The organism is Aeromonas sp. QDB56, from assembly GCF_027705505.1.
In the GTDB taxonomy this organism is placed as follows: domain Bacteria; phylum Pseudomonadota; class Gammaproteobacteria; order Enterobacterales; family Aeromonadaceae; genus Aeromonas; species Aeromonas caviae.
The window spans coordinates 26,388-45,893 of the sequence record NZ_JAPDBZ010000017.1; the positions used below are offsets into that span (position 1 = coordinate 26,388).

A 19,506-nucleotide genomic window follows, 5' to 3' on the forward strand; every position below is an offset into this window, starting at 1 on the left:
ACCCAAGGAGTCGCCATGAACATGGATGTTCTGCTCGCCGCACTGGTTGAACAAAAGGGCTCGGATCTCTTCATCACGGTCGATGCCCCCCCGACCCTCAAGGTCAACGGGCGTCTGGTGTCGCTCGGGCCGGCTCCCCTCGACAAGACGACGGCGCTGGCGTTGATCAGGGAGAGCCTGGACGAGACCCACTTCGAGCGCTTCCTGCACACCCGCGAGGCCAACTACGCCATCCAGCGGGGCTCGCTGGGGCGCTTTCGGGTCAGCGCCTTCTGGCAACAGGATATGCCGGGCATGGTGCTGCGCCGCATCGAGACCCGCATCCCCACCTTTGACGAGCTGGTGCTGCCTCCCATCCTGCAGGAGGTCGCCATGGCCAAACGCGGGCTGGTGCTCTTCGTCGGCGCCACTGGCGCCGGCAAGTCCACCACCCAGGCGGCCATGATCGGCTTTCGCAACCAGCACGGTGACGGCCACATCCTGACGGTGGAGGATCCGGTGGAGTTCGTCCATCAGCACGATCGCTGTCTGGTGACCCAGCGGGAGGTGGGGATCGACACCGCATCCTTCGATGTCGCCCTCAAAAACTCCCTGCGCCAGGCCCCGGATGTCATCCTCATCGGTGAAATCCGCTCCCAGGAGACCATGGAATTCGCCATCCAGTTCGCCGAGACGGGGCACCTCTGCCTCGCCACCTTGCACGCCAACAATGCCAACCAGGCGCTGGATCGCATCCTGCATCTGGTCCCCCAGGAGAAGCACCGCCAGTTCCTGTTCGATCTCTCCTTCAACCTGCGCGCCATCGTCGCCCAGCAGCTGCTCCCCTCCGCTCACGGGCAGCGCCGGGTCGCCGCCTTCGAGATCCTGCTCAACACCCCGCTCGTCACCGACATCATCCGCAAGGGAGAGATGCACAGACTCAAGGAGGTGATGACCAAATCCGGCGAGCTCGGCATGCAGACCTTCGATCAGGCGCTGTTCGGCCTGTTCTGCGCCGGCCAAATTGGCTACAGTGAGGCCCTTGCCCATGCCGACTCCGCCAACGACCTGCGACTGCTCATCAAGCTGTCGGGTCGCGAGCAGCTGGGCGCAGGCACTCTCGACAACGTGACCCTGGATGAATGAGGGGTGTGCGTCACCGCTAGTAAAGGACAGTTATGCTGATTGTGGTTTCCCCGGCCAAGACGCTGGATTACGAGTCACCCCTGGTGACCTCCCGTTTCACCCAACCCGAACTGCTGGACCACTCCGCAGCACTGATCACCCGGGCTCGTCAACTGAGCCCGGACCAGATCGCCAGCCTGATGAAGATCAGCGACAAGCTCGCCGGCCTCAACGCCGCCCGCTTTGCCGAGTGGCAGCCTGACTTCACGCCGGCCAACGCCCGCCAGGCGCTGCTGGCCTTCAAGGGGGACGTCTACACCGGTCTGGCCGTAGAAGATTTCAGCGAGGCCGACCTCGACTTTGCCCAGGCCCACCTGCGCATGCTCTCCGGCCTTTATGGCGTACTGCGGCCGCTGGACCTCATGATGCCCTACCGCCTGGAGATGGGGATCCGCCTCGACAACCCGCGCGGCAAGGACCTCTACCAGTTCTGGGGCGACATCATCACTGCGCACCTGAACAAGGCGCTGGCGGCCCAGGGGGACGACGTACTGATCAACCTCGCCTCCGACGAGTATTTCAAGTCGGTGCGCCCGAAAGCCCTGCAGGGGCGCATCATCACCCCGGTCTTCAAGGACGAGAAGAACGGCCAGTTCAAGATCATCAGCTTCTACGCCAAGAAGGCCCGCGGCATGATGGCACGCCACATCATCAAGCATCGGCTCACCCGGGTGGAACAGCTGACCGGTTTCAATGCCGACGGCTACTACTTTGTACCGGAAGAGTCCGACGCCAATACCCTGATGTTCAAGCGCGCTGAAAATTAATTACACATTCAAGGGAACCAAGTCGGAGATCCTCGGGTCTGACTCTGTGAATCCTCTGTTGTAAGCACTTTTTGTTGGCCGACGTCCTTGCGTCGGCTTTTTTCTGCGCCTCTCTCAGGCTACTCCCCAGGCAGCAGACAGCAAAACGGCCATCCTGGGATGGCCGTTTCAACTGTGCTCGGGGGCATTACTTCTTTTTCTTCTTTGCCGACTTCTTGGCATCCTTCGGCTTTTTCTTCTTCACCGGCACCCGTGCTTCCTTGTGTCTGGGGCGCAGCTCATCGATCACCCGGCGCTTGAGGCGCTCCTCGGTGTAGCGTTCGATCTTGGCGACCATGGCCATGTCGTGAGCTTCCACCAGGCTGATGGCGCAGCCACGGTTGCCGGCACGACCGGTACGACCGATGCGGTGCACATAGACATCCGCGCCGTATGGCATGTCGTAGTTGATGACATGGCTGACGTTCGGCAGGTCGATGCCGCGGGCGGCCACGTCGGTGGCGATGAGGAAGGGCACCTCCCCTTCGTGGAACTTGCGGATAGACTCGATGCGCTTGGCCTGCTCCATCTCGCCACGGATCCAGGCGCAGGGCACGCCTGCCGCCTGCAACTGGCCGGAAAGCTCCGCCAGTCGCTCACGGGTCTTGACGAAGATGATGGCCTTCTGGGTTTCCGGGTTTTTCAGGATGTGCACCAGCAGAGCCAGCTTGTGGGCGGCATCATCGGCCAGGTGGATCCACTGGGTGATGGGGCGGCGCTCGCTGCGGGGCGGCTCGGCGTGCAGCTCAACCGGGTCTTTGAGGATCTCGCTCGCAAACTTCTCGAGGCCGGCCCCTTCCAGGGTGGCGGAGAAGAGCATGGTGTGCTTGCGGTAGCGCGCCTCTTCCACGATGCGGTTCACGTCCTTGATGAAGCCCATGTCCAGCATCCGGTCCGCTTCATCCAGCACCAGCACCTCGATGTCATGGCTCTCGAACTCCTCTTTCTCGATGTACTCGAGCAGACGGCCCGGGGTGGCCACCACGATGTCGGTGGTCTTGGTCAGGGCAGGCAGCTGCTCTTCATGGCTGACGCCACCGATGATGGTCTCGATGCTGAGATGGGTGTGCACCGCCAGGGCCTTGGCGTGAGCACTCACCTGCAGCGCGAGCTCGCGGGTCGGAGTCAGGATCAGCATGCGGCACGGACCCGGCTTGCGACGCGGGAAGTCCAGCAGGTGCTGCATCGCGGGCAGCAGGAAGGCGGCGGTCTTGCCGGTTCCGGTCGGCGCAGAAGCCAGAATATCGCGGCCGTCCAGGGCTGGCTCCAGCACCATCTGCTGGATGGTGGTGGGGCGGGTGAATCCCATCTCGGCCAAGGCCCGACTGAGGGCTGGATTCAGGTCGAAATCATCAAAGGACTGGCTCATGGCAATACTCGGTCATTAAGGAAGCGGCAGATTATAGGCGATTATGCCGCCGGCTCCTATGGTGACTGTGGCTTAGCCGCTATAATCGCCGGCCATTTTCCGCGGGCAGGCACAGGAGGAGGGCCGAATGGGGCGCAACAACGGTTTCACGTTCAAGCAATTTCACATCGATCACGACCGCTGCGCCATGAAGGTCGGTACGGACGGCATTCTGCTGGGAGCCTGGGCGCCGGTCGACAACGCCCGTCGGGTGCTGGACATCGGCACCGGCAGCGGCCTCATCGCCCTGATGCTGGCCCAGCGCAGCACGAACGACTGCCACATAGACGGGGTGGAGCTGGATAAGGATGCAGCCATGCAGGCCCATGAGAATGTGGCGGCCTCCCCCTGGCGTGAGCGGGTCACCATCATAGAGAGCGCCATTCAGGATCACCTCGCCCCCCCTTACGATCTCATCGTCTCCAACCCGCCCTATTTCCCGGCAGGCCAGACACTCCGCGATCCGGCCAGGGCTCTGGCCCGTCATACCGGGGGGCTCGCCCCCAGGGGATTGCTGGCCGCCAGCGATCGCCTGCTGAGCCGTACCGGGCAACTGGCCCTGGTGCTGCCCACGGCGATGGCGGATGAAATTTTATGCATTTCGTCGAGTTATGATCTGTATGAGCGTTGTTATCTGGCTGTTACTACCAGAGAGGGGAAAGAGGCAAATCGTGTTTTATTGCTGCTTGGCAGAGGATTAAACAAGTGTGAGAGGGGTGAAATTGTGATCCATTCTGCCACGGGAGGCTATTCCGACAGATATATCCAACTAACCAGCCCCTTCTATTTGAAGATGTAAATTTTGCCTTGAACTATTTTTTCACATCATTATGCTGACTGCTAAATGAGCGCCCGCTCAAGACCAGTTCAAACCACTGGTCGCGATGAAAAAACCAGCGGGGCTCTTTTTTTTACCCCCGGAAAGTGCCGGTCACTGACAAATAAAAAACTATAACAAGCAATAGTTTACAAGACAGACGAGGTTGAACTTGACGAAATCACTCACATTGTCCGATGTACTCGGATTGGGCTTCATGACCTTTGCGTTCTATCTGGGCGCAGGCAACATCATCTTCCCGCCCCTGGCCGGCTTCATGGCGGGTGAGCACCTCTCCCTGGCCATGCTGGGCTTCCTGGTCACCGCCGTGGGCCTGCCCCTCATCACCATCATCGCCGTGGCCAAGGCTGGCAACGGCTGGGCCGGCATGACCAAGCTGCTGCCGACCGGCGTGGCCACCGCACTGGCCGTCGCCATCTACATCATCATCGGCCCGGCCTTCGCCGCCCCCCGTACCGGCCTAGTGGCCTACGAGATGGGCCTCAAGCCCTTCCTTGGCGACATGGGACCATCCGGTCTGGCTGCCTACACAGTACTGTTCTTCGGCGTGGCCATCCTGGTCTCCCTGAACCAGGGCAAGCTGATGGATGCCATCGGCAAGTACCTGACTCCGCTGCTGATGCTGCTGCTGCTGACCCTGGCCATCGGTGTCTTCGTCGCACCGCAAGGAAGCATGCCTGCCGCATCCGGTGACTACCAAAGCACCCCCTTCGTGAAGGGCATTCTGGAAGGCTACAACACCATGGACACCCTGGCGTCCCTGATGTTCGGCGCCCTGATCGTCGACCTGCTGCGCCAGAAAGGCATCCATGACTACCAGAGCCAGTTCAAGTACCTGGCCATCGCGGGCATCATCTCCGCCATCGGTCTCTCCGTGGTCTATGTCTCCCTGTTCCAGCTGGGTAACACCGCTGCCGGCGTCGCCACCGACGTGAGCAACGGCGGTGCCATCGTCAACGCCTACGTGCTGAGCCTGTTCGGCCAACCGGGTCAGTTCATCCTGGCTGCCATCATCACCCTGGCCTGCTTCACCACGGCCGTCGGCCTCATCTCCGCCTGCTCCGACTTCTTCCACAACCTGACCGGCATGAGCTACAAGAAGCTGGTCGTGCTGCTGGGTGTCATCTGCGGCGTCGTGGCCAACGTGGGCCTGAGCCAGCTCATCAGCCTCTCCATTCCGGTGCTGGTCGCCATCTATCCGGTTGCCGTGGCGCTGGTGCTGGTCACCTTCCTGAAGGGTTACTTCGGTCGCCCCCGCCTGGTGTTCCGCTCCGTGCTGCTGGTCGCCTTCCTGTTCGGCTGCCTGGACGGCCTGGGCGCCGCCGGCATGAAGATGGATGCGTTCGCCTTCCTGCCGCTGTTTGACAAGGGCCTGGCCTGGTTGCTGCCGACCCTGCTGGCCTGTGGCCTCGGTGTCATGGTGCGTGGCAATGGCAAGCTGGCAGCAGAAGCAGCCTGATAACAGATCTTGACCAAATAAAGAGGCCAGCATTCGCTGGCCTCTTTTTTGTTGGTGCAATCTGGTTCATCCGTTGTGGAAAGCGCTCTTCAGAGTACGGTTGCGGGCTTGGGTTTGCCTGCAAGACCGTACCAGTGATGCTCAAACCGGCCCGCATGCCAGCACAGGGTGCCCCAAGGCTGGTCAGCATGCCAGCGCGGGAAGTTGATCTCCACGCGGTTGTCTTCGTACTTGTAGAGAGAGGTGCTGATCTCGATATCCGACAGGATAAGCAGCACCACCCCACCGATGACACTCCATTTCAGCATCTTCCACATGGCGATTACTCGAAGCAGATCTCGATGGTGGCACGGCCATACTCCGATTCGAACGGCATCATGATCTTGGCGCCGTCGGCCCGGTGAGTGATGGTGTGATTGGGACCGGAGACGATGACCGGGGTCGCCATGTCGAACTCATAGCCCTTCTCCCCCAGCATGCGTTTGGCGCCGCCCGTCACCATGTTGGCGATCTCGCCCACCATGTCGGTCACTTCCTCGTTGATGGTGGCCGGCGCCTCCCCCAGCATGCGGCGCATGATCTCCAATGCCAGTCCCTTCTCGAAGCTGATGGAGAGGGAACCCCGGGTCTGCGGACCCACCATGCCAATCAGGCCGGAGACATCTCCCCGAGCCAGCTCGTCCGTCTTGCGCTTGGGCGCGCCCGGTTTGAGTTCCAGCTGTGCCATGGTGGAGAGCACGTTGAGCAGGGAGAGCAGGAACGGGTTTACAAAATCAGCCTTCATCTTGACTTCCTACGGTAGCGGAACAGCGGGCACATTGACCATGGGCTTCTATGGTCTTGTTGGTAATAGTAAAACCATGCTGATGAGCCTGCTCGGAAAAGGCGCCGTCGATGGCGGGATCGTGCAGCTCCACTACCTCACCGCAACGATCGCAGATCAGCAGTTGCATCGGGTGGGCATGGTCGAAGTGGCAGCAGAAGATGAAGGCGTTGAGCGACTCCACCTTGTGGGCAAAGCCCTGTTCGAGCAGGAAGTCGAGCGCCCGATAGACGGTAGGCGGTTTAGCATGAGCCTCGGTCTGCTGCAACTGGGCCAGCAAATCATAGGCACTAATGGCATTGCCGTGGGCGGCAAGCAGCCGGAGCACCTGGCGCCGTGTCGGGGTGAAACGGATCCCGCGCTGCTCGCAGAGGCGCTCCGCTCGTTGTAGAAGTTGGTCTTGATTCATGTTCACGCAGATACCCTGTCAATTAGCCGGATACTATCACAGGGCCCCCAGTGCGCGGCGACAAAATTCATTTTCTGGGGCTGTCTCACGTTGTGATAGAATCCCGCCCCTTGTTTGGCCAACCCGGATGATTTTTATGCAGGCGCAGCGCTTTTCCATCGCCCCCATGCTGGACTGGACCGATCGGCATTGCCGTTATTTCCACCGTCTGATGACCCGCCAGACCCTGCTCTATACCGAGATGGTGACCACGGGCGCCATCATCCACGGCAAGGGCGACTATCTGGGTTACAGCGAGCAGGAACACCCTCTCGCCCTGCAACTGGGTGGCAGCAACCCGGCAGACCTGGCCCGCTGCGCCAGGCTCGCCGAGGAGCGCGGGTATGACGAGGTCAACCTCAACGTCGGCTGCCCTTCCGATCGGGTGCAAAACGGCCGCTTCGGCGCCTGCCTCATGGGCGAACCCGCGCTGGTGGCTGATTGCGTCAAGGCGATGCGCGACGTAGTCGACATTCCGGTCACCGTGAAGACCCGTATCGGCATCGACGAGCAAGACTCCTACGAGTTCTTGCAGGCCTTCATCGAGCAGGTAAGGGACGCCGGTTGCGATACCTTCATCGTCCATGCCCGCAAGGCCTGGCTGAGCGGCCTGAGTCCGAAAGAGAACCGCGAGATCCCGCCCCTCGATTATCCTCGCGTCTACCGGGTCAAGCAGGATTACCCGGATCTGACCATTGCCATCAACGGCGGGGTGACCAGTCTGGAGCAGACTCTTGAACATCTGCAGCACCTCGACGGGGTCATGATGGGCCGCGAAGCCTACCAGAACCCCTACATTCTGGCCCAGGTGGACAATCTGGTGTTCGGCGAGAACCGTGCCGTGCCGAGCCGCCACGAGGTGGTGCGGATGATGCTGCCTTACATCGAACAAGAGCTGGCCAAGGGCAACTACCTCTCCCACATGACCCGCCACATGCTGGGGCTGTTCCAGAACATGCAGGGGGCGCGCGCCTGGCGTCGCCATCTGAGCGAGAATGCCTGCAAACCGGGGGCCGACATTCAAGTGGTGCTGGACGCCATGGCCAAGGTGCCGGAGTTCGCGCCGGCCGACGCGGTGGAGTGATCATGTACCGCTTCACCGGATCCTGGCTGCACAAGGCCGTGGTGCGTCTGTGCGCCGGCCTGCTCACCATTCTCGGCATCAAGCTCAGCGCCTTCTATTTCATCGGGCTGCTGATCGTGCTGGGGCTGCACCGGGACCAGATCCTGGGCTAAGCGCCCCACGCTCCCGAACAAGAAAAAGCCGGCGCCCCTGCGCCGGCTTTTTTGTCACCACGGAGGTGACCCGACAGTCTGGCTTACTCTTCCTGAACCATGAACTGGAGTTCAGGGGGAGAAGAGGTCAGCACATCGGCGCAGTAATCCCAGGTCGAGATGCGGTAGTGCTGCAAATCTTCATCCAGGTGCAGTCCATCGGATTCCTGATGGAACCAGCTGGCGAAACGGGACGGGGTGATGAGCTGGATCTGCTCCTCGATGACGTGGCTGTCACGCCCCTCCGCCAGATCGCAATCCTCCATCACCCGCACTGCGAAGATGTGGCGAAAACTCACCCGGCACAGGGGCAACGGAGGCAGATCGATGCTGCGAGCACGCCCCAGCATGACGGTCAGGGTGTCGCTCCAGATATCCTGATGCAGTTCGGCCACGACCAGGCCGGGAGGGAGTTGACGAGAGGGTGCCCAGGGGACGGCTACCTGCCGAATGGCATTTTTCTGTTCCATATCCACCTCGCTACAGCGCATGCCATATTCTGAGTGTATCTGAAACAAATTTTGACGAAGATGGCAAGAAAAAACCCGGCACAAGCCGGGTTTCATTTGATTACAAGACGATCTTATTTGACGGCGTCTTTCAGCGCCTTGCCAGCCACGAAGGACGGCACATTGGCGGCTGCAATCTGGATCTCTTTACCGGTTTGCGGGTTGCGACCGGTACGGCCCGCGCGATGGTTGACCTTGAAGGTACCAAAACCCACCAACTGAACGGCATCGCCCTCTTTCAGGCTCTGGGTAATACCATTGATGATCTCTTCCAGAGCGACTTTGGCCTGAGCTTTGCTCAGGTCTGCTTTGGCGGCAATTGCATCGACAAGTTGAGCTTTGTTCATAACATTTCCTTTATGATCGGGCATTTAGCACCGGGCCACTCTATTCAAAAAAAAACACTCAGGCAAAGGCTTTATCAGCCGGATTGGCTTGAATGCTGGGGTTTTCATCAAGATCTGCGGAAATAGTCACATATATCGCCCCCTTGTCCCCTGGATGGGCGACAGGATGCGAAGTACCGGTGGGGAGAGGCATGCAAATCCCCGCCTGATGTAACAATATCCCTACACTCCTATTGACGGTCAACTGGATTTTCCCTAGTTATAGGAGTGTCGTCAGTCGATGAGAATGACCGAAGGCATGCGACCCGAGAGCCGCATGCCATGCCCATGGAGGGACTATGTTAACTGAACTGGAAAAAACCAAGCGCGCACTGGCAGGCAAGCACAGAGCAATAGATGACTGGCTGGATGCCAGACAGGCGTTGCTGGTCGAGTACATGCGACTGGCAGGCCTCATGCCCGCCAAGTGCAAGCAACGCACCCTCCCAGGTCACGTCGAACTGCAACGTTTTTGCGAACAACTGGTCGATTACGTCAGCGCAGGCCATTTCGAGATCTACAACCACGTCGTCACCGCCTTTGAGCAAGCCAGCCGGGACAAACTGGAGCTGGCCAAGCGCATCTACCCCCATATCCGTGCCTGTACCGAATTCGCGCTGGAGTTCAACGACAAGTACAGCAACGCCGACGAAGCCCAGTTGCTGCAACTGGACGAGGATCTGAACCAGCTCGGCCCCGTGCTGGAGGACAGGTTCAAACAGGAGGATCGGCTGGTCAAGGCGCTGCAGGTGGTGGAATCCCTCAGCCATCAGCAGGTCTGATATTCAATATCGGAGCCAGTTCAATATCCTGGCGTGCCAGCTGGATTACACTCTGCAACATGAAGGATGAGCATCTTGCTCGCACGTAGACCGGAGACGACCATGGCCGAGCGCCGCCACTTTACTCGGATTTTCTATTTGACCGCCGCCAAGCTCACCCAGGGTGAACACCAGTGGCGCACCCAGCTGGTCGATGTCTCCCTGCAGGGAGCCCTGCTGCTCAGACCCGAGGATTGGGTCGCCAGCGAGGACAAGGAGTACGAAATCTGCTTCGTGCTCGGGGGCAGCGACATCGAGATCAAGATGCAGGTCGAGCTGACCCACGAAGCCAGCAAGAAGCTGGGGTTTTACTGCCACCACATCGACATCGACAGCGCCACTCACCTCAAGCGGATGATCGAGCTGAACATCGGAGAGGAGCAACTGCTCCATCGCGAGCTGGAGCAGTTGCTGCAAGAGCACCGAGACCACGTCCCCCCCGAATCCTGAGCGGGCGGGCAGAAAAACAAAGGAGCGTCCATACGCTCCTTTTTCATGGTCGATTACAGGGCTTCAAGGGCATCGGAGAGTTTCTTCACCGGCACCACCTCCATCCCCTCGATGGGATGTTTGGGCGCATTGGCATGCGGGACGATGGCTCGGCGGAAACCGTGCTTGGCCGCCTCCTGCAGTCGCTCCTGACCCGAGGGCACGGGCCGTATCTCGCCGGAGAGCCCCACCTCGCCAAAGACCACCAGATCCTTGGGCAGGGCCTGATCCCGGAAGCTCGACACCATGGCCAGCAGCAGCGCCAGATCCGCGCTGGTCTCCTCGACTTTGACGCCACCCACCACGTTGATGAACACATCCTGATCCGCCATCTGCAACCCGCCGTGACGATGCAGCACCGCCAGCAGCATGGCGAGACGGTTGTGGTCCATCCCCACCGCCACCCGGCGCGGATTGGAGAGCTGGGAATAATCCACCAGCGCCTGCAACTCCACCAGCAGGGGGCGCGTGCCTTCCCAGATCACCATGACTATGGAGCCCGGAGCCTGCTCCTCCCCGCGGCTGAGGAAAATCGCGGAAGGGTTGCTCACCTCCTTCATTCCCTGCCCGGTCATGGCGAAGACCCCCAGTTCGTTGACCGCACCGAAGCGGTTCTTGTGGGAGCGCAGGGTGCGAAAACGCGAGTCGTGCCCGCCATCCAGCAGCACGGAGCAGTCGATGCAGTGCTCCAGCACCTTGGGACCCGCCAAGGTGCCGTCTTTGGTGACGTGGCCCACCATGAAGATGGCCACATGATTCTGCTTGGCATAGCGTGTCAGCAGCGCCGCCGACTCCCGCACCTGGGAGACGGACCCCGGCGCGGACTGCACATCCGCCACGTGCATCACCTGGATGGAGTCGATGACCATGATCTGAGGCTGCTCCTGCTGGGCGATGAGGCAGATCTGCTCGACACTGGTCTCGGACAACATGCGCAGCTTGTCCGTGGGCAGACCCAGCCGACCAGCCCGCATCGCCACCTGTTGCAGTGACTCCTCACCGGTCACATAGAGGGTCTTCATGCGCTGCGCCAGGCCGCACATGGTCTGCAGCAACAGGGTCGACTTGCCGGCCCCGGGGTTGCCGCCGATGAGAATGGCCGAACCGGGGACCACGCCGCCACCGAGTACGCGGTCCAGCTCCTTGAAGCCCGAGCTGAAACGGGGGATCTCCGTGGTGGCGATCTCCGCCAGGGTCTGCACCTGGCTGCCGACGGCGCCCGCATAACCGGTATAGCGAGCGCTCTTGCCGGGTGTCGTCACCCCCAGTCGCACCTCGGTGATGGTGTTCCACTCCTTGCACTCGCTGCACTGGCCTTGCCAGCGGGTGAAGTCGGCTCCACATTCGGAACAAACATAGGCGGTTTTGTTTTTGGCCATGGATAACTCGGGGACAGGATGAATTCCTGCTTGATATACTTGTTTGCGACCGGCAGATCAAACCCAGAATCGGAAAAGTGACTTTCCGCGGCAGGAATAGATGGATTCAGAACAACCACTACATCTGATAGAACAACTTGTCCCCCTGCTCCGGGAAAAGGACTTCGACGAAATCTTCAACCGTCTGACCCAGAACGAAAATACCAACAGCCGGTTCCTGCTGAAGATGGAACTCAAACGCAAGTGCACCGCCTGCCGGCGCGTCATCGACATGCGCAACGAGCTGGGCGCCCTCTGTCAGGTGCATGAGTTCGACGGGGTGACCCACTTCATGCCCGCCGAGGCCATCGAGCTGTTTCAATCCCAGTGCTACCTCTACCGGGACAGCTACACCCTGGGGGTCTACGAGGCGCTGCAAGCCTGGTACAAACTCAACCAGGGGCGCAGCGACAATCTGGCGCTGCCCATCAGCCCGTTTCGTCCGTTCGATGTCAGCGCCATCCCCTTCGCCAGCCATTACGGGCGACAGGAAGAGCGCATGCACTTCAGCTCTCCCATGGTGCTCCAGCTCGCCAACGGCGAGAAGATCCTCGCCAAGAGCTCCGACATCTCCCTCGGCGGCATCCGGGTATCCGTGCCCTATCTGCCCGACTACCAGACAGGCGACCTGATAGCCGTCTTCTTCACCGGACTGGAACGCGATCATCCCCATCCCCTGCTGCGTGACCCGGTCAGCTACCAGATCCTGGGGGAGGAGAGAAAAGAGGACAAATTCTGGCTCAGGCTGCTCAAGAACGGCGAGCATCCGGTGTTCGACGAGTTCCTGCGCGACTTCATCGAGCGCAACCGCAGCCGCTATCGCGTCAGCGTCGACTACCTGCTCTCCGCCGCCGTCATCAAGGGGTATGAGCAGTTCTATCTGCCACGCATGACCGGCATGCCCCTCTATTTCGGCAAGGGCAGCGTCCCCGCCCTCGAGATCGCCCTGCGCACCGAGAACAACCAGCACATTCTCGAATACTGGCGCGACGCCAAGAACCGCGACATGCTCGCCAGCCTCTTCACCGCTGCCCGCATGCCCTCATTGCTCCCAGGCAAAGAGGGGCTGCGCAAGACGCTGATCTACAGCTTTACCCATGCGGTACGCAGCCACCTCTACTTCTTCTCCGCGACCCGGGAGGAGCTGGAACAGAGCGGACTGACCGCGCTCTTCTTCCAGATCGGCGCCCGCCGCCCCAGTTGGCGGGTGTACAAGTTCAGCATGGAAGCCTGCACCCTGCGGGAGGCCGACCTCGACAACCCCCAGGGCGGGGCGAGCCAGTTGCAGGACAGGCTGCTGCGCGAGCGCCTGGCCCAGCTCGGTTACGTGGGCATGCTGCAGGAGATAAACCTGGACAACCAGCGCGACGAGTTCCAGCGAGAGACGGGTCAGGATCCGCTCAACGCCAACGCCTTGCAGCGCTTTGGCCATGACATCCATGCCGCCCCCTTCGAGATAGAGACGCTGCACTATGTGCAACTGCGCAAGGAGGCGCGCTACATGCACAAGACGGCCATCGTCTTGCATCACAAGGAGCGATCCTGGGTCGGCTGGACCCGAGACATCTCTGCCCACGGCATGCAAATCGAGCTGGAGGAGCCGTTCGACGGGGAGAAGGGAGACATCATCACGGTGGCTCTGCCCCGCTTGCAGGAGCTCGCCAGGAACATGGACCTGCAACGCCTGCCCTATCGGCTGGTCAGCCTCAACCTGAGCAGAACCGTGCTGCATCTGTGCATCGAGGGGACGGCCGAGCGCCATACCGGCCACCAGTTCTTCAGCCTGCTTATCGAAAGCAACCAGAACAAGCTCAAGACCACCCGGGAGTTCAATCGCTATCGCGGCATGGCCAGGGCGCTGCGCAACCTCTACACCCACCACCTGTTCAACACCCCCGTCTATGTGAACAAGCTCAAGGCCGCCCCGAAACTGGCCGCGGCCGGCCTCTCGCCACAGCCACGCAGCCTTTCCCGTCTGCTGCGCATCTGTGCCGAGCAGGATCAGCAGTTGAACCTGTATCCCCTGTTCCAGGGGGCACTGCTCAAGGCCCTGCTGCTCAATCCCCTGCGCGCCATCGAGCGGGAAGACAAGCCGGAAGAGGAGGAGGTCTACATCGCCGCCCTCCACTCCCAGGGGGGACCCCCCCTGTTTCGCAGCCACCTGGCCAGCAGCTTCAGCTCACCGGATCAAAAGCGCCGTTTCATCGAACTGGCCCGGCAACAGGGAGAGTTCTATTCGGTACTGGTGGGTATTTCGCGCACCGGCCGCCCGGACACCAGCTTCATCGCGGGTGAACTGGACTACATCGCCAAGTTCGCCATTCACAAGGCCAAGAAGCTGGAAGAGGAGCTCTGGAGTGTCGTGGGCGTGGGTGAACTGACCGATACCACCGAGGCGACCCTGTTCCGCCTTGGCATACCATCCGGGCCCCGCTAGCCAGCAGGGCCGGGAGACAACAAAAAACGGGCACGCAAGTGCCCGTTTTTTGTCTATCAGGCAGCCTGGGGGTTACGCAGCCAGGCGAGGATGTCGGGGAAGTGATCCTCCTGTGCCTGGGGGGCCGTCAGCATGTTGATGTGGTCGTAATCGAGGCGGTTGCCGTTGTCCCGCCCAAGGCGGGTGTGGCGGACGGCCGAGCCCATCTCGTCGCTGAAGCGGCGCACGTCGACGGGGTGGCCAAGTACCTTGTCCGCCTTGGCGGAGATCATCCAGAGCGGGGGCCAGTTGACCCGGCTCGCCGCCTCGTCATAGGCGAAGCCGTCAAAGGGGTCCAACCAGGGCCCGCACTTGACCCAGGGGATGGTCTCCTGCAGGTAGCGCAGGGGCTCATCATCGGCCCCTATCTTCAACCGGCGGGCGGCCAGAAACCCCCGGCGGCGCGCCAGCCAGGGGGCGAGCCGGTTCCAGATCAGATCCACCTTCAACCAGCGCTCCGGGTTCTGCACCGAGACCCCACGCTTGGTGCCGAAGAACACCAGGCTGGCAACCTGCTCCGCCAGCTCGGGGAAGCGCACCAGGGTCGAGGCCATGATGACGCCGCCCCAGGAGTGGGCCATCCAGTGCACCCGGGCACCGGCATGGCGGGCCGATACCCAGCGCTGCAGGGCGGGCAGATCCTCGGTGATCAGCTCATGCTGACCGTGGCCGGCCCGCTCGGCGATGGTCGGTGTGCTCAGACCCCGACCACGCAGATCCGCCACATAGACCTGATACCCGTGGCGAGCCAGAAAGCAGGCAAGCCCCTTGCCCGATTCGGTGTAGAAGATGCGGCCGTTCTCGATGGCCCCGTGCACCATCAGGATGGGGTCGGCATGCATCGCGACACCGGGCTGGATATGGCGCACATGGAGTCGATGCTCACCGCAGGGGACAAACAGGGATTGCTGTAACAGTTCCATCTCGTGATCGGCTCCTCCTTGAGCGGGATCAGCACCAGCGTCGGTCGCGACAAGCCAGGGCGCCGAGCAGGCAGAGCACCCCTTCCAGATCGTGGTGATTGAGGGTCGCCGCCGCCTGGGCACGAACCAGGGGTTTGGCATGAATGGCAATGCCCAGCCCCGCCACCCCCATCATCTTGAGATCGTTGGCACCATCGCCGACCGCGACCGTCTGGGATGCAACCACCCCGTACTCCGAGGCCAGCTGTTGCAGCGCCTCGGCCTTGGCGGCGGCATCGACGATGGGGCCGCTCACCTTGCCGGTCAGCAGGCCCCCTTCCACCGCCAGCTCGTTGGCGAAAATGGCATCCAGACCCAGAGCACGCTGCAACTCGCCGGCAAAGCGGGTGAAGCCACCGGAGGCGATCGCCACCTTCCAGCCAGCCTGCTTGAGGGTATCGACCATGAGTGGCAGGCCCGGCATCCAGGGCATGTCGGCCGCCACCTCGTCGAGGATGGTGACCGGCGCCCCTTCCAGCAGCGCCACCCGGGCACGCAGACTGTCGGCAAACTCCAGCTTGCCCTGCATGGCCGCCGCGGTAACGGCCGCCACTTGCTCACCGACCCCGGCCAGCCGCGCGATTTCGTCGATGCACTCTATCCTGATCGCGGTGGAATCCATGTCCATCACCAGCAGACCGGGCTCACTCAGGGTAGGCAGGGCGGCCAGATGACACAGATCGATGTCCCACTCCTGGGCTTTGAGCGCCTGCACCAGCTCGGGGGAAAAGCGGTTGGTGCCAAGCAGCAGCAGCGGAATACCGGCCTGCTCCCCTGCGGGATAGAGGCTGGCCTCGAGCCCCAGGGCATCCAGCTGCTGGGCCAGGCGGGCCAGATGACCGGCCTCCAGCCCCTTGCCAAACAGGACAATCCAGGCGCTGTCGTGGGCGTTGGCCGCGGGCAGCAGGGCTTCGTTGGTGAGCTGCCAGCAGGGGGCACAGCTCAGGGCCCCGGACCAGTCGTGCAGGGAGCGGGGAAGTTGGGACAACAACATAAGAGAGACGCCTTCCTTGGAAATCATGGGGTTCATCATGCGGGCCCAGAGTAGCGTATTGCTTTTTGTACAGGCAAGCGCCAAGATCCCGCCTGCGGTGCGGGCAGACATGGAAACAGACCACCCTGTTTCCCGCTTCGCGGCACCGGGGCACCAGCCAGCCCCGCTCATCCATTACCAAAGGCCCGGTTCTGTGCGTCATCTTCCCATCAAACGTGTTGTCAGCCTGGCGGCGGGAGTCCTGCTCGGTCTCTGGGTGCTGGTGCTGCTCATCCACATGCAGGGAGAGAGCCAGGCCGCCCTGCACGCGGCGGCACGGGACAGGGCACAGGCGCTGGTCGCCTATGCCGCCCGGGACATGCGCCGCTGGATCAAGGAGGACAAGGAGAGCGAACTGGAGAGACTGGCGCAGGATCTGGCCGTCGAGCCTGACATTCTGGATGTCACCCTCTATGACGCCCGCGGCATTCCCCTAGCCCAGTCGGACAACGCCCTGCCGCTGGACAGTCTGCTGCCCATCGGCAGCGACAACAAATCCCTGCCGGAGCAGGGCAAGGGGCGCATCCAGTTCGTCCAGGAGATCCAGGACGGAAACCTGACCCTGGGCTATCTGAGGATCACCCTGGAAGAGCAGAAACTGCTGGCCGCACAAGATACCCATCTCAAGGTCAACCAGGAGAAACAGCGCCTGATGCTGCTGGTGATGCTGCTGGCCGGCCTGCTCATCTCCTACGGGGTCCGTCGCAACTACATGCGGGTGCGCAAGCACAAGAAACAGAGCAAACCCGCCGCTCCGCAATAAGCGGGGGTGGATCCCATCCTTCGGCTTGTATATTACACTGGCAAGATCACTGGCAGGAGAGCCACATGATTGCCCCCCCTTGCCGCTGGATGAACACAGTCGACTGGAACGACTGCGCATCCTCGGCCTGCTCGACCACGAGCCCATCGATCAGCTTGATCGCCTCACCCGGCTCATCACCCGGCATTTCGCACTCCCCATCGCCATGGTCTCCCTGACCGATGTGAACAGGCAGTGGTTTCTCGCCCGCACCGGGGTCGATATGTGCGAGATCAACCGGGAGCACTCCTTCTGCGGTCATGCCATTTTGCGCCCCGAGATCATGCAGGTACCGGATGCCAGACGGGATCTCCGCTTTGCCGACAATCCGCTGGTGACCGATGATCCCGGCGTGGTCTTCTACGCCGGCCGCCCCCTGCGCGCCCTCGATGGCGTGGTGCTCGGCACCCTCTGCCTGGTGGACCATGTGCCGCGCCATCTCGACGAAGATGCCTGCCGGGATCTCGACGACTTCGGCCGCCTGGTGGAGAACACCCTGCACGACCTGGAGCGGCGCCACCAGGTGCGTACCCTCAACCAGGTGCTGGAAGACAAGGAGCATCTCTTCACCCTGACCTTCAACCAGTCGTCGGTGGGCATGGCCCTCTCCTCCCTCGAGGGGAAATGGCTGAGAGCCAACCCGGGGCTGGAGCGGCTGCTCGGTTACAGCGAGCACGAGATGCTGAGCCGGACCTGGCTCGCCATGACCCATCCCGAAGATCTGCAACGGGAGCAGCCCCTGTTCGATGCCCTGATCGCGGGGCAACTGCAGGATTACCGGCTGGAGAAGCGGATGATCCGGGCCGATGGCACCCAGTGCTGGGTCCAGCTCAGCGTGACCCTCTGCCAGAGCCGCACCATGGCCCCCCACATGATCGCCGTGTTTGCCGACCTCACCGAGCGCAAACAGGCCGAAGCCGAACTCGTGCGGCTGCAGCAAGGGCTCGAGCAGCAGGTGCAGTCACGGACCCGGGAGCTCTCCCGCACGGTGGAACAGCTGCATCAGGAGATGCGCGAGCGCGGCGCCATGCAGCAGCAGCTGTGGCAGGAGCAGCGCCGCCTGCAGCACATGCTGGAGCACACCAGCAACGCCTTCCTCGAGCTCGATGCCGATTTCATCATCACAGGCTGGAACCCGGCCTCCACCACCCTGCTCGGCTGGCACGCCGACGAGATGCTGGGCCGTCCCCTCTTCGGGCTACTCGGCGCCGAGCATCCCCTGCTGAGCCTGTCAGGCAACCCGCAGAGTCCGCCACGGCGGCTGGAGTGCGACATCATCACCCGCACAGGCCGGCACATCCCGGTCGAGGTGATTGCCGAGCGTTACCAGTTCGACGGCAAGGTGCGCATCGCCCTGTTTTTGCACGACATCACGGCCCGCCGCCAGGTGCTCGCGGAGATCGAGCGTGGCCGTGCCCGACTGCGGGCCATCACCGATGGCCTGCCGGTCACCATCAGCATGGTGTCGCCCGAAGGGCGTTACCTGTTCGCCAACCAAGCCTATTGCCGCTACTTCGGGCTCGATACCGAACAGATGCGGGAAATGAGCGTGCGGGACGTCATCGGCGAGGAGGCCCACGGCAGGGCCATGGCCTATGTGGCAAAGGCCCTCGCCGGTGAGCAGGTGAGTTTCGAGCACCGTTTCGATCTCCCCATAGGCCAACGCGACCTCAGGATCACCATGATCCCGAGCCGGGGCGACGAGCCCGGGGTCTACATCCTCGGCAGCGACATCACCGAGTTCAAGGCGCTGCAAAGCCAGCTGGAACACGAGGCGGCTCACGACCCCCTCACCGGCCTGCCCAACCGGCGCGCCTTCACCCTGCGCCTCTCCCGGGAGCTGGAGCGGGTGCGCCAGAATGCCGACCCCCTGGGCCTGCTGTTCCTCGATCTCGACGGCTTCAAGGGGATCAACGACAGGCTGGGACACCACGTCGGCGATGCCCTGTTGCAACGCTTCGCCCAGGTGCTGAGTGCCGAGGTGCGCCCGGGGGACATGGTGGCGCGCCTGGCCGGCGACGAGTTCACCATCATACTGCCCGCCCTGCGCCAGCCGGAACTGGAGCTGCCCGCCCTGTGCGAGCGGCTGCTGGCGGCCATGGCGGTTCCTGGGGACGTGGCCGGTCACCGGCTGCCCCTTGCCGGCAGCATAGGAGGCGCCCTCTGCCACTCGGGCCAGTATTGTCACATCGACGATCTGCTGCACCGGGCCGATGCCGCCATGTACCGGGCCAAGCAGTCGGGCAAGGGGCGCTTCGCCCTCGATCTCTGACCGTGCTTCGCAAAAATGCAAAACGGCGGCCCGAGGGCCGTAATGCCAGTCAGTTAAGCCTGACTGGCATTGTTTTTACTAGGTTTTCTCGTCGCATACTTCTGTGGTTTGGCTTTG

20 protein-coding genes are annotated in these 19,506 nt (G+C 61.9%); 11 read left to right on the top strand and 9 right to left on the bottom strand.

What is annotated here, in order from left to right:
- Positions 1-15 precede the first annotated feature (15 nt).
- Together OKB81_RS04700 and yaaA are read left to right on the top strand one after the other, a co-directional pair.
- Positions 16-1,125, top strand: coding sequence for a PilT/PilU family type 4a pilus ATPase (locus tag OKB81_RS04700; protein WP_041214461.1), 1,110 nt, complete (start codon positions 16-18; stop codon positions 1,123-1,125).
- Positions 1,126-1,157: 32 nt separating this feature from the next.
- Positions 1,158-1,931, top strand: a complete 774-nt coding sequence (yaaA, locus tag OKB81_RS04705) for a peroxide stress protein YaaA (RefSeq protein ID WP_042882155.1) — start codon at positions 1,158-1,160, stop codon at positions 1,929-1,931.
- Positions 1,932-2,118: 187 nt separating this feature from the next.
- Here the strand turns inward: yaaA and srmB are convergent, their stop codons facing one another.
- Entirely contained in the window at positions 2,119-3,339 is a 1,221-nt protein-coding gene (gene srmB, locus OKB81_RS04710) for an ATP-dependent RNA helicase SrmB (RefSeq protein ID WP_041210934.1), read from the bottom strand.
- Positions 3,340-3,466: 127 nt separating this feature from the next.
- On the opposite strand from srmB, the gene OKB81_RS04715 reads away from it, so the two are divergent.
- Together OKB81_RS04715 and brnQ are read left to right on the top strand one after the other, a co-directional pair.
- Positions 3,467-4,177: a tRNA1(Val) (adenine(37)-N6)-methyltransferase gene (locus OKB81_RS04715; RefSeq protein WP_160838503.1), complete on the top strand. Its 711-nt coding sequence runs from the start codon at positions 3,467-3,469 to the stop codon at positions 4,175-4,177.
- 190 nt (positions 4,178-4,367) lie between these two features.
- Positions 4,368-5,675, top strand: coding sequence for a branched-chain amino acid transport system II carrier protein (gene brnQ, locus OKB81_RS04720; RefSeq protein WP_039040015.1), 1,308 nt, complete (start codon positions 4,368-4,370; stop codon positions 5,673-5,675).
- 89 nt (positions 5,676-5,764) lie between these two features.
- On the opposite strand, the gene OKB81_RS04725 is transcribed toward brnQ, so the two are convergent.
- From OKB81_RS04725 to zur, 3 genes are read right to left on the bottom strand one after another with little or no spacing between them, the layout of a single operon-like run.
- A complete protein-coding gene (locus OKB81_RS04725; RefSeq protein WP_160838505.1) occupies positions 5,765-5,992 on the bottom strand; it encodes a hypothetical protein in 228 nt (75 codons plus the stop codon).
- Positions 5,993-5,997: 5 nt separating this feature from the next.
- Positions 5,998-6,459 carry a chemotaxis protein CheX gene (locus tag OKB81_RS04730; RefSeq protein ID WP_270661854.1) on the bottom strand — a complete coding sequence of 154 codons (462 nt, stop codon included), beginning with the start codon at positions 6,457-6,459 and terminating at the stop codon, positions 5,998-6,000.
- Complete coding sequence (gene zur / locus OKB81_RS04735; RefSeq protein ID WP_010673042.1) at positions 6,449-6,907, bottom strand: zinc uptake transcriptional repressor Zur; 459 nt, start codon at positions 6,905-6,907, stop codon at positions 6,449-6,451. The genes OKB81_RS04730 and zur overlap by 11 nt, the downstream gene beginning before the upstream one ends.
- Before the next feature lie 136 nt (positions 6,908-7,043).
- On the opposite strand from zur, the gene dusA reads away from it, so the two are divergent.
- A complete protein-coding gene (gene dusA / locus OKB81_RS04740) occupies positions 7,044-8,030 on the top strand; it encodes a tRNA dihydrouridine(20/20a) synthase DusA (protein WP_010673041.1) in 987 nt (328 codons plus the stop codon).
- A gap of 2 nt (positions 8,031-8,032) precedes the next feature.
- On the top strand, positions 8,033-8,182 hold the full coding sequence (locus OKB81_RS04745) for a hypothetical protein (RefSeq protein ID WP_128273066.1): 150 nt from the start codon (positions 8,033-8,035) through the stop codon (positions 8,180-8,182).
- An 83-nt stretch (positions 8,183-8,265) separates the two neighbouring features.
- Here OKB81_RS04745 and OKB81_RS04750 read toward each other — a convergent pair whose 3' ends face one another.
- Together OKB81_RS04750 and hupA are read right to left on the bottom strand one after the other, a co-directional pair.
- A complete protein-coding gene (locus tag OKB81_RS04750; RefSeq protein ID WP_029313758.1) occupies positions 8,266-8,691 on the bottom strand; it encodes a hypothetical protein in 426 nt (141 codons plus the stop codon).
- Positions 8,692-8,804: 113 nt separating this feature from the next.
- A complete protein-coding gene (gene hupA / locus OKB81_RS04755; RefSeq protein WP_005305063.1) occupies positions 8,805-9,077 on the bottom strand; it encodes a nucleoid-associated protein HU-alpha in 273 nt (90 codons plus the stop codon).
- 338 nt (positions 9,078-9,415) lie between these two features.
- On the opposite strand from hupA, the gene rsd reads away from it, so the two are divergent.
- On the top strand, positions 9,416-9,898 hold the full coding sequence (rsd, locus tag OKB81_RS04760; protein WP_160839077.1) for a sigma D regulator: 483 nt from the start codon (positions 9,416-9,418) through the stop codon (positions 9,896-9,898).
- Between the two features lie 102 nt (positions 9,899-10,000).
- On the top strand, positions 10,001-10,387 hold the full coding sequence (locus OKB81_RS04765) for a PilZ domain-containing protein (protein WP_029313755.1): 387 nt from the start codon (positions 10,001-10,003) through the stop codon (positions 10,385-10,387).
- A 53-nt stretch (positions 10,388-10,440) separates the two neighbouring features.
- Here the strand turns inward: OKB81_RS04765 and radA are convergent, their stop codons facing one another.
- Positions 10,441-11,805, bottom strand: coding sequence for a DNA repair protein RadA (gene radA / locus OKB81_RS04770; RefSeq protein WP_010673036.1), 1,365 nt, complete (start codon positions 11,803-11,805; stop codon positions 10,441-10,443).
- A gap of 100 nt (positions 11,806-11,905) precedes the next feature.
- Between radA and OKB81_RS04775 the strand changes: the two genes are divergently transcribed.
- Positions 11,906-14,281 (top strand): PilZ domain-containing protein, encoded by a 2,376-nt coding sequence (locus OKB81_RS04775; RefSeq protein ID WP_270661878.1) that lies wholly within the window; start codon positions 11,906-11,908, stop codon positions 14,279-14,281.
- A 56-nt stretch (positions 14,282-14,337) separates the two neighbouring features.
- On the opposite strand, the gene OKB81_RS04780 is transcribed toward OKB81_RS04775, so the two are convergent.
- On the bottom strand, positions 14,338-15,243 hold the full coding sequence (locus OKB81_RS04780; RefSeq protein ID WP_160839081.1) for an alpha/beta hydrolase family protein: 906 nt from the start codon (positions 15,241-15,243) through the stop codon (positions 14,338-14,340).
- 28 nt (positions 15,244-15,271) lie between these two features.
- Positions 15,272-16,276: a phosphoserine phosphatase SerB gene (serB, locus tag OKB81_RS04785; protein WP_160839083.1), complete on the bottom strand. Its 1,005-nt coding sequence runs from the start codon at positions 16,274-16,276 to the stop codon at positions 15,272-15,274.
- Positions 16,277-16,469: 193 nt separating this feature from the next.
- On the opposite strand from serB, the gene OKB81_RS04790 reads away from it, so the two are divergent.
- Together OKB81_RS04790 and OKB81_RS04795 are read left to right on the top strand one after the other, a co-directional pair.
- The gene (locus OKB81_RS04790; protein WP_049636480.1) at positions 16,470-17,078 is read left to right on the top strand and encodes an AhpA/YtjB family protein; all 609 of its coding nucleotides are present in this window, start codon (positions 16,470-16,472) and stop codon (positions 17,076-17,078) included.
- An 85-nt stretch (positions 17,079-17,163) separates the two neighbouring features.
- A complete protein-coding gene (locus tag OKB81_RS04795; RefSeq protein WP_333562692.1) occupies positions 17,164-19,389 on the top strand; it encodes a sensor domain-containing diguanylate cyclase in 2,226 nt (741 codons plus the stop codon).
- Positions 19,390-19,506: the final 117 nt, after the last annotated feature.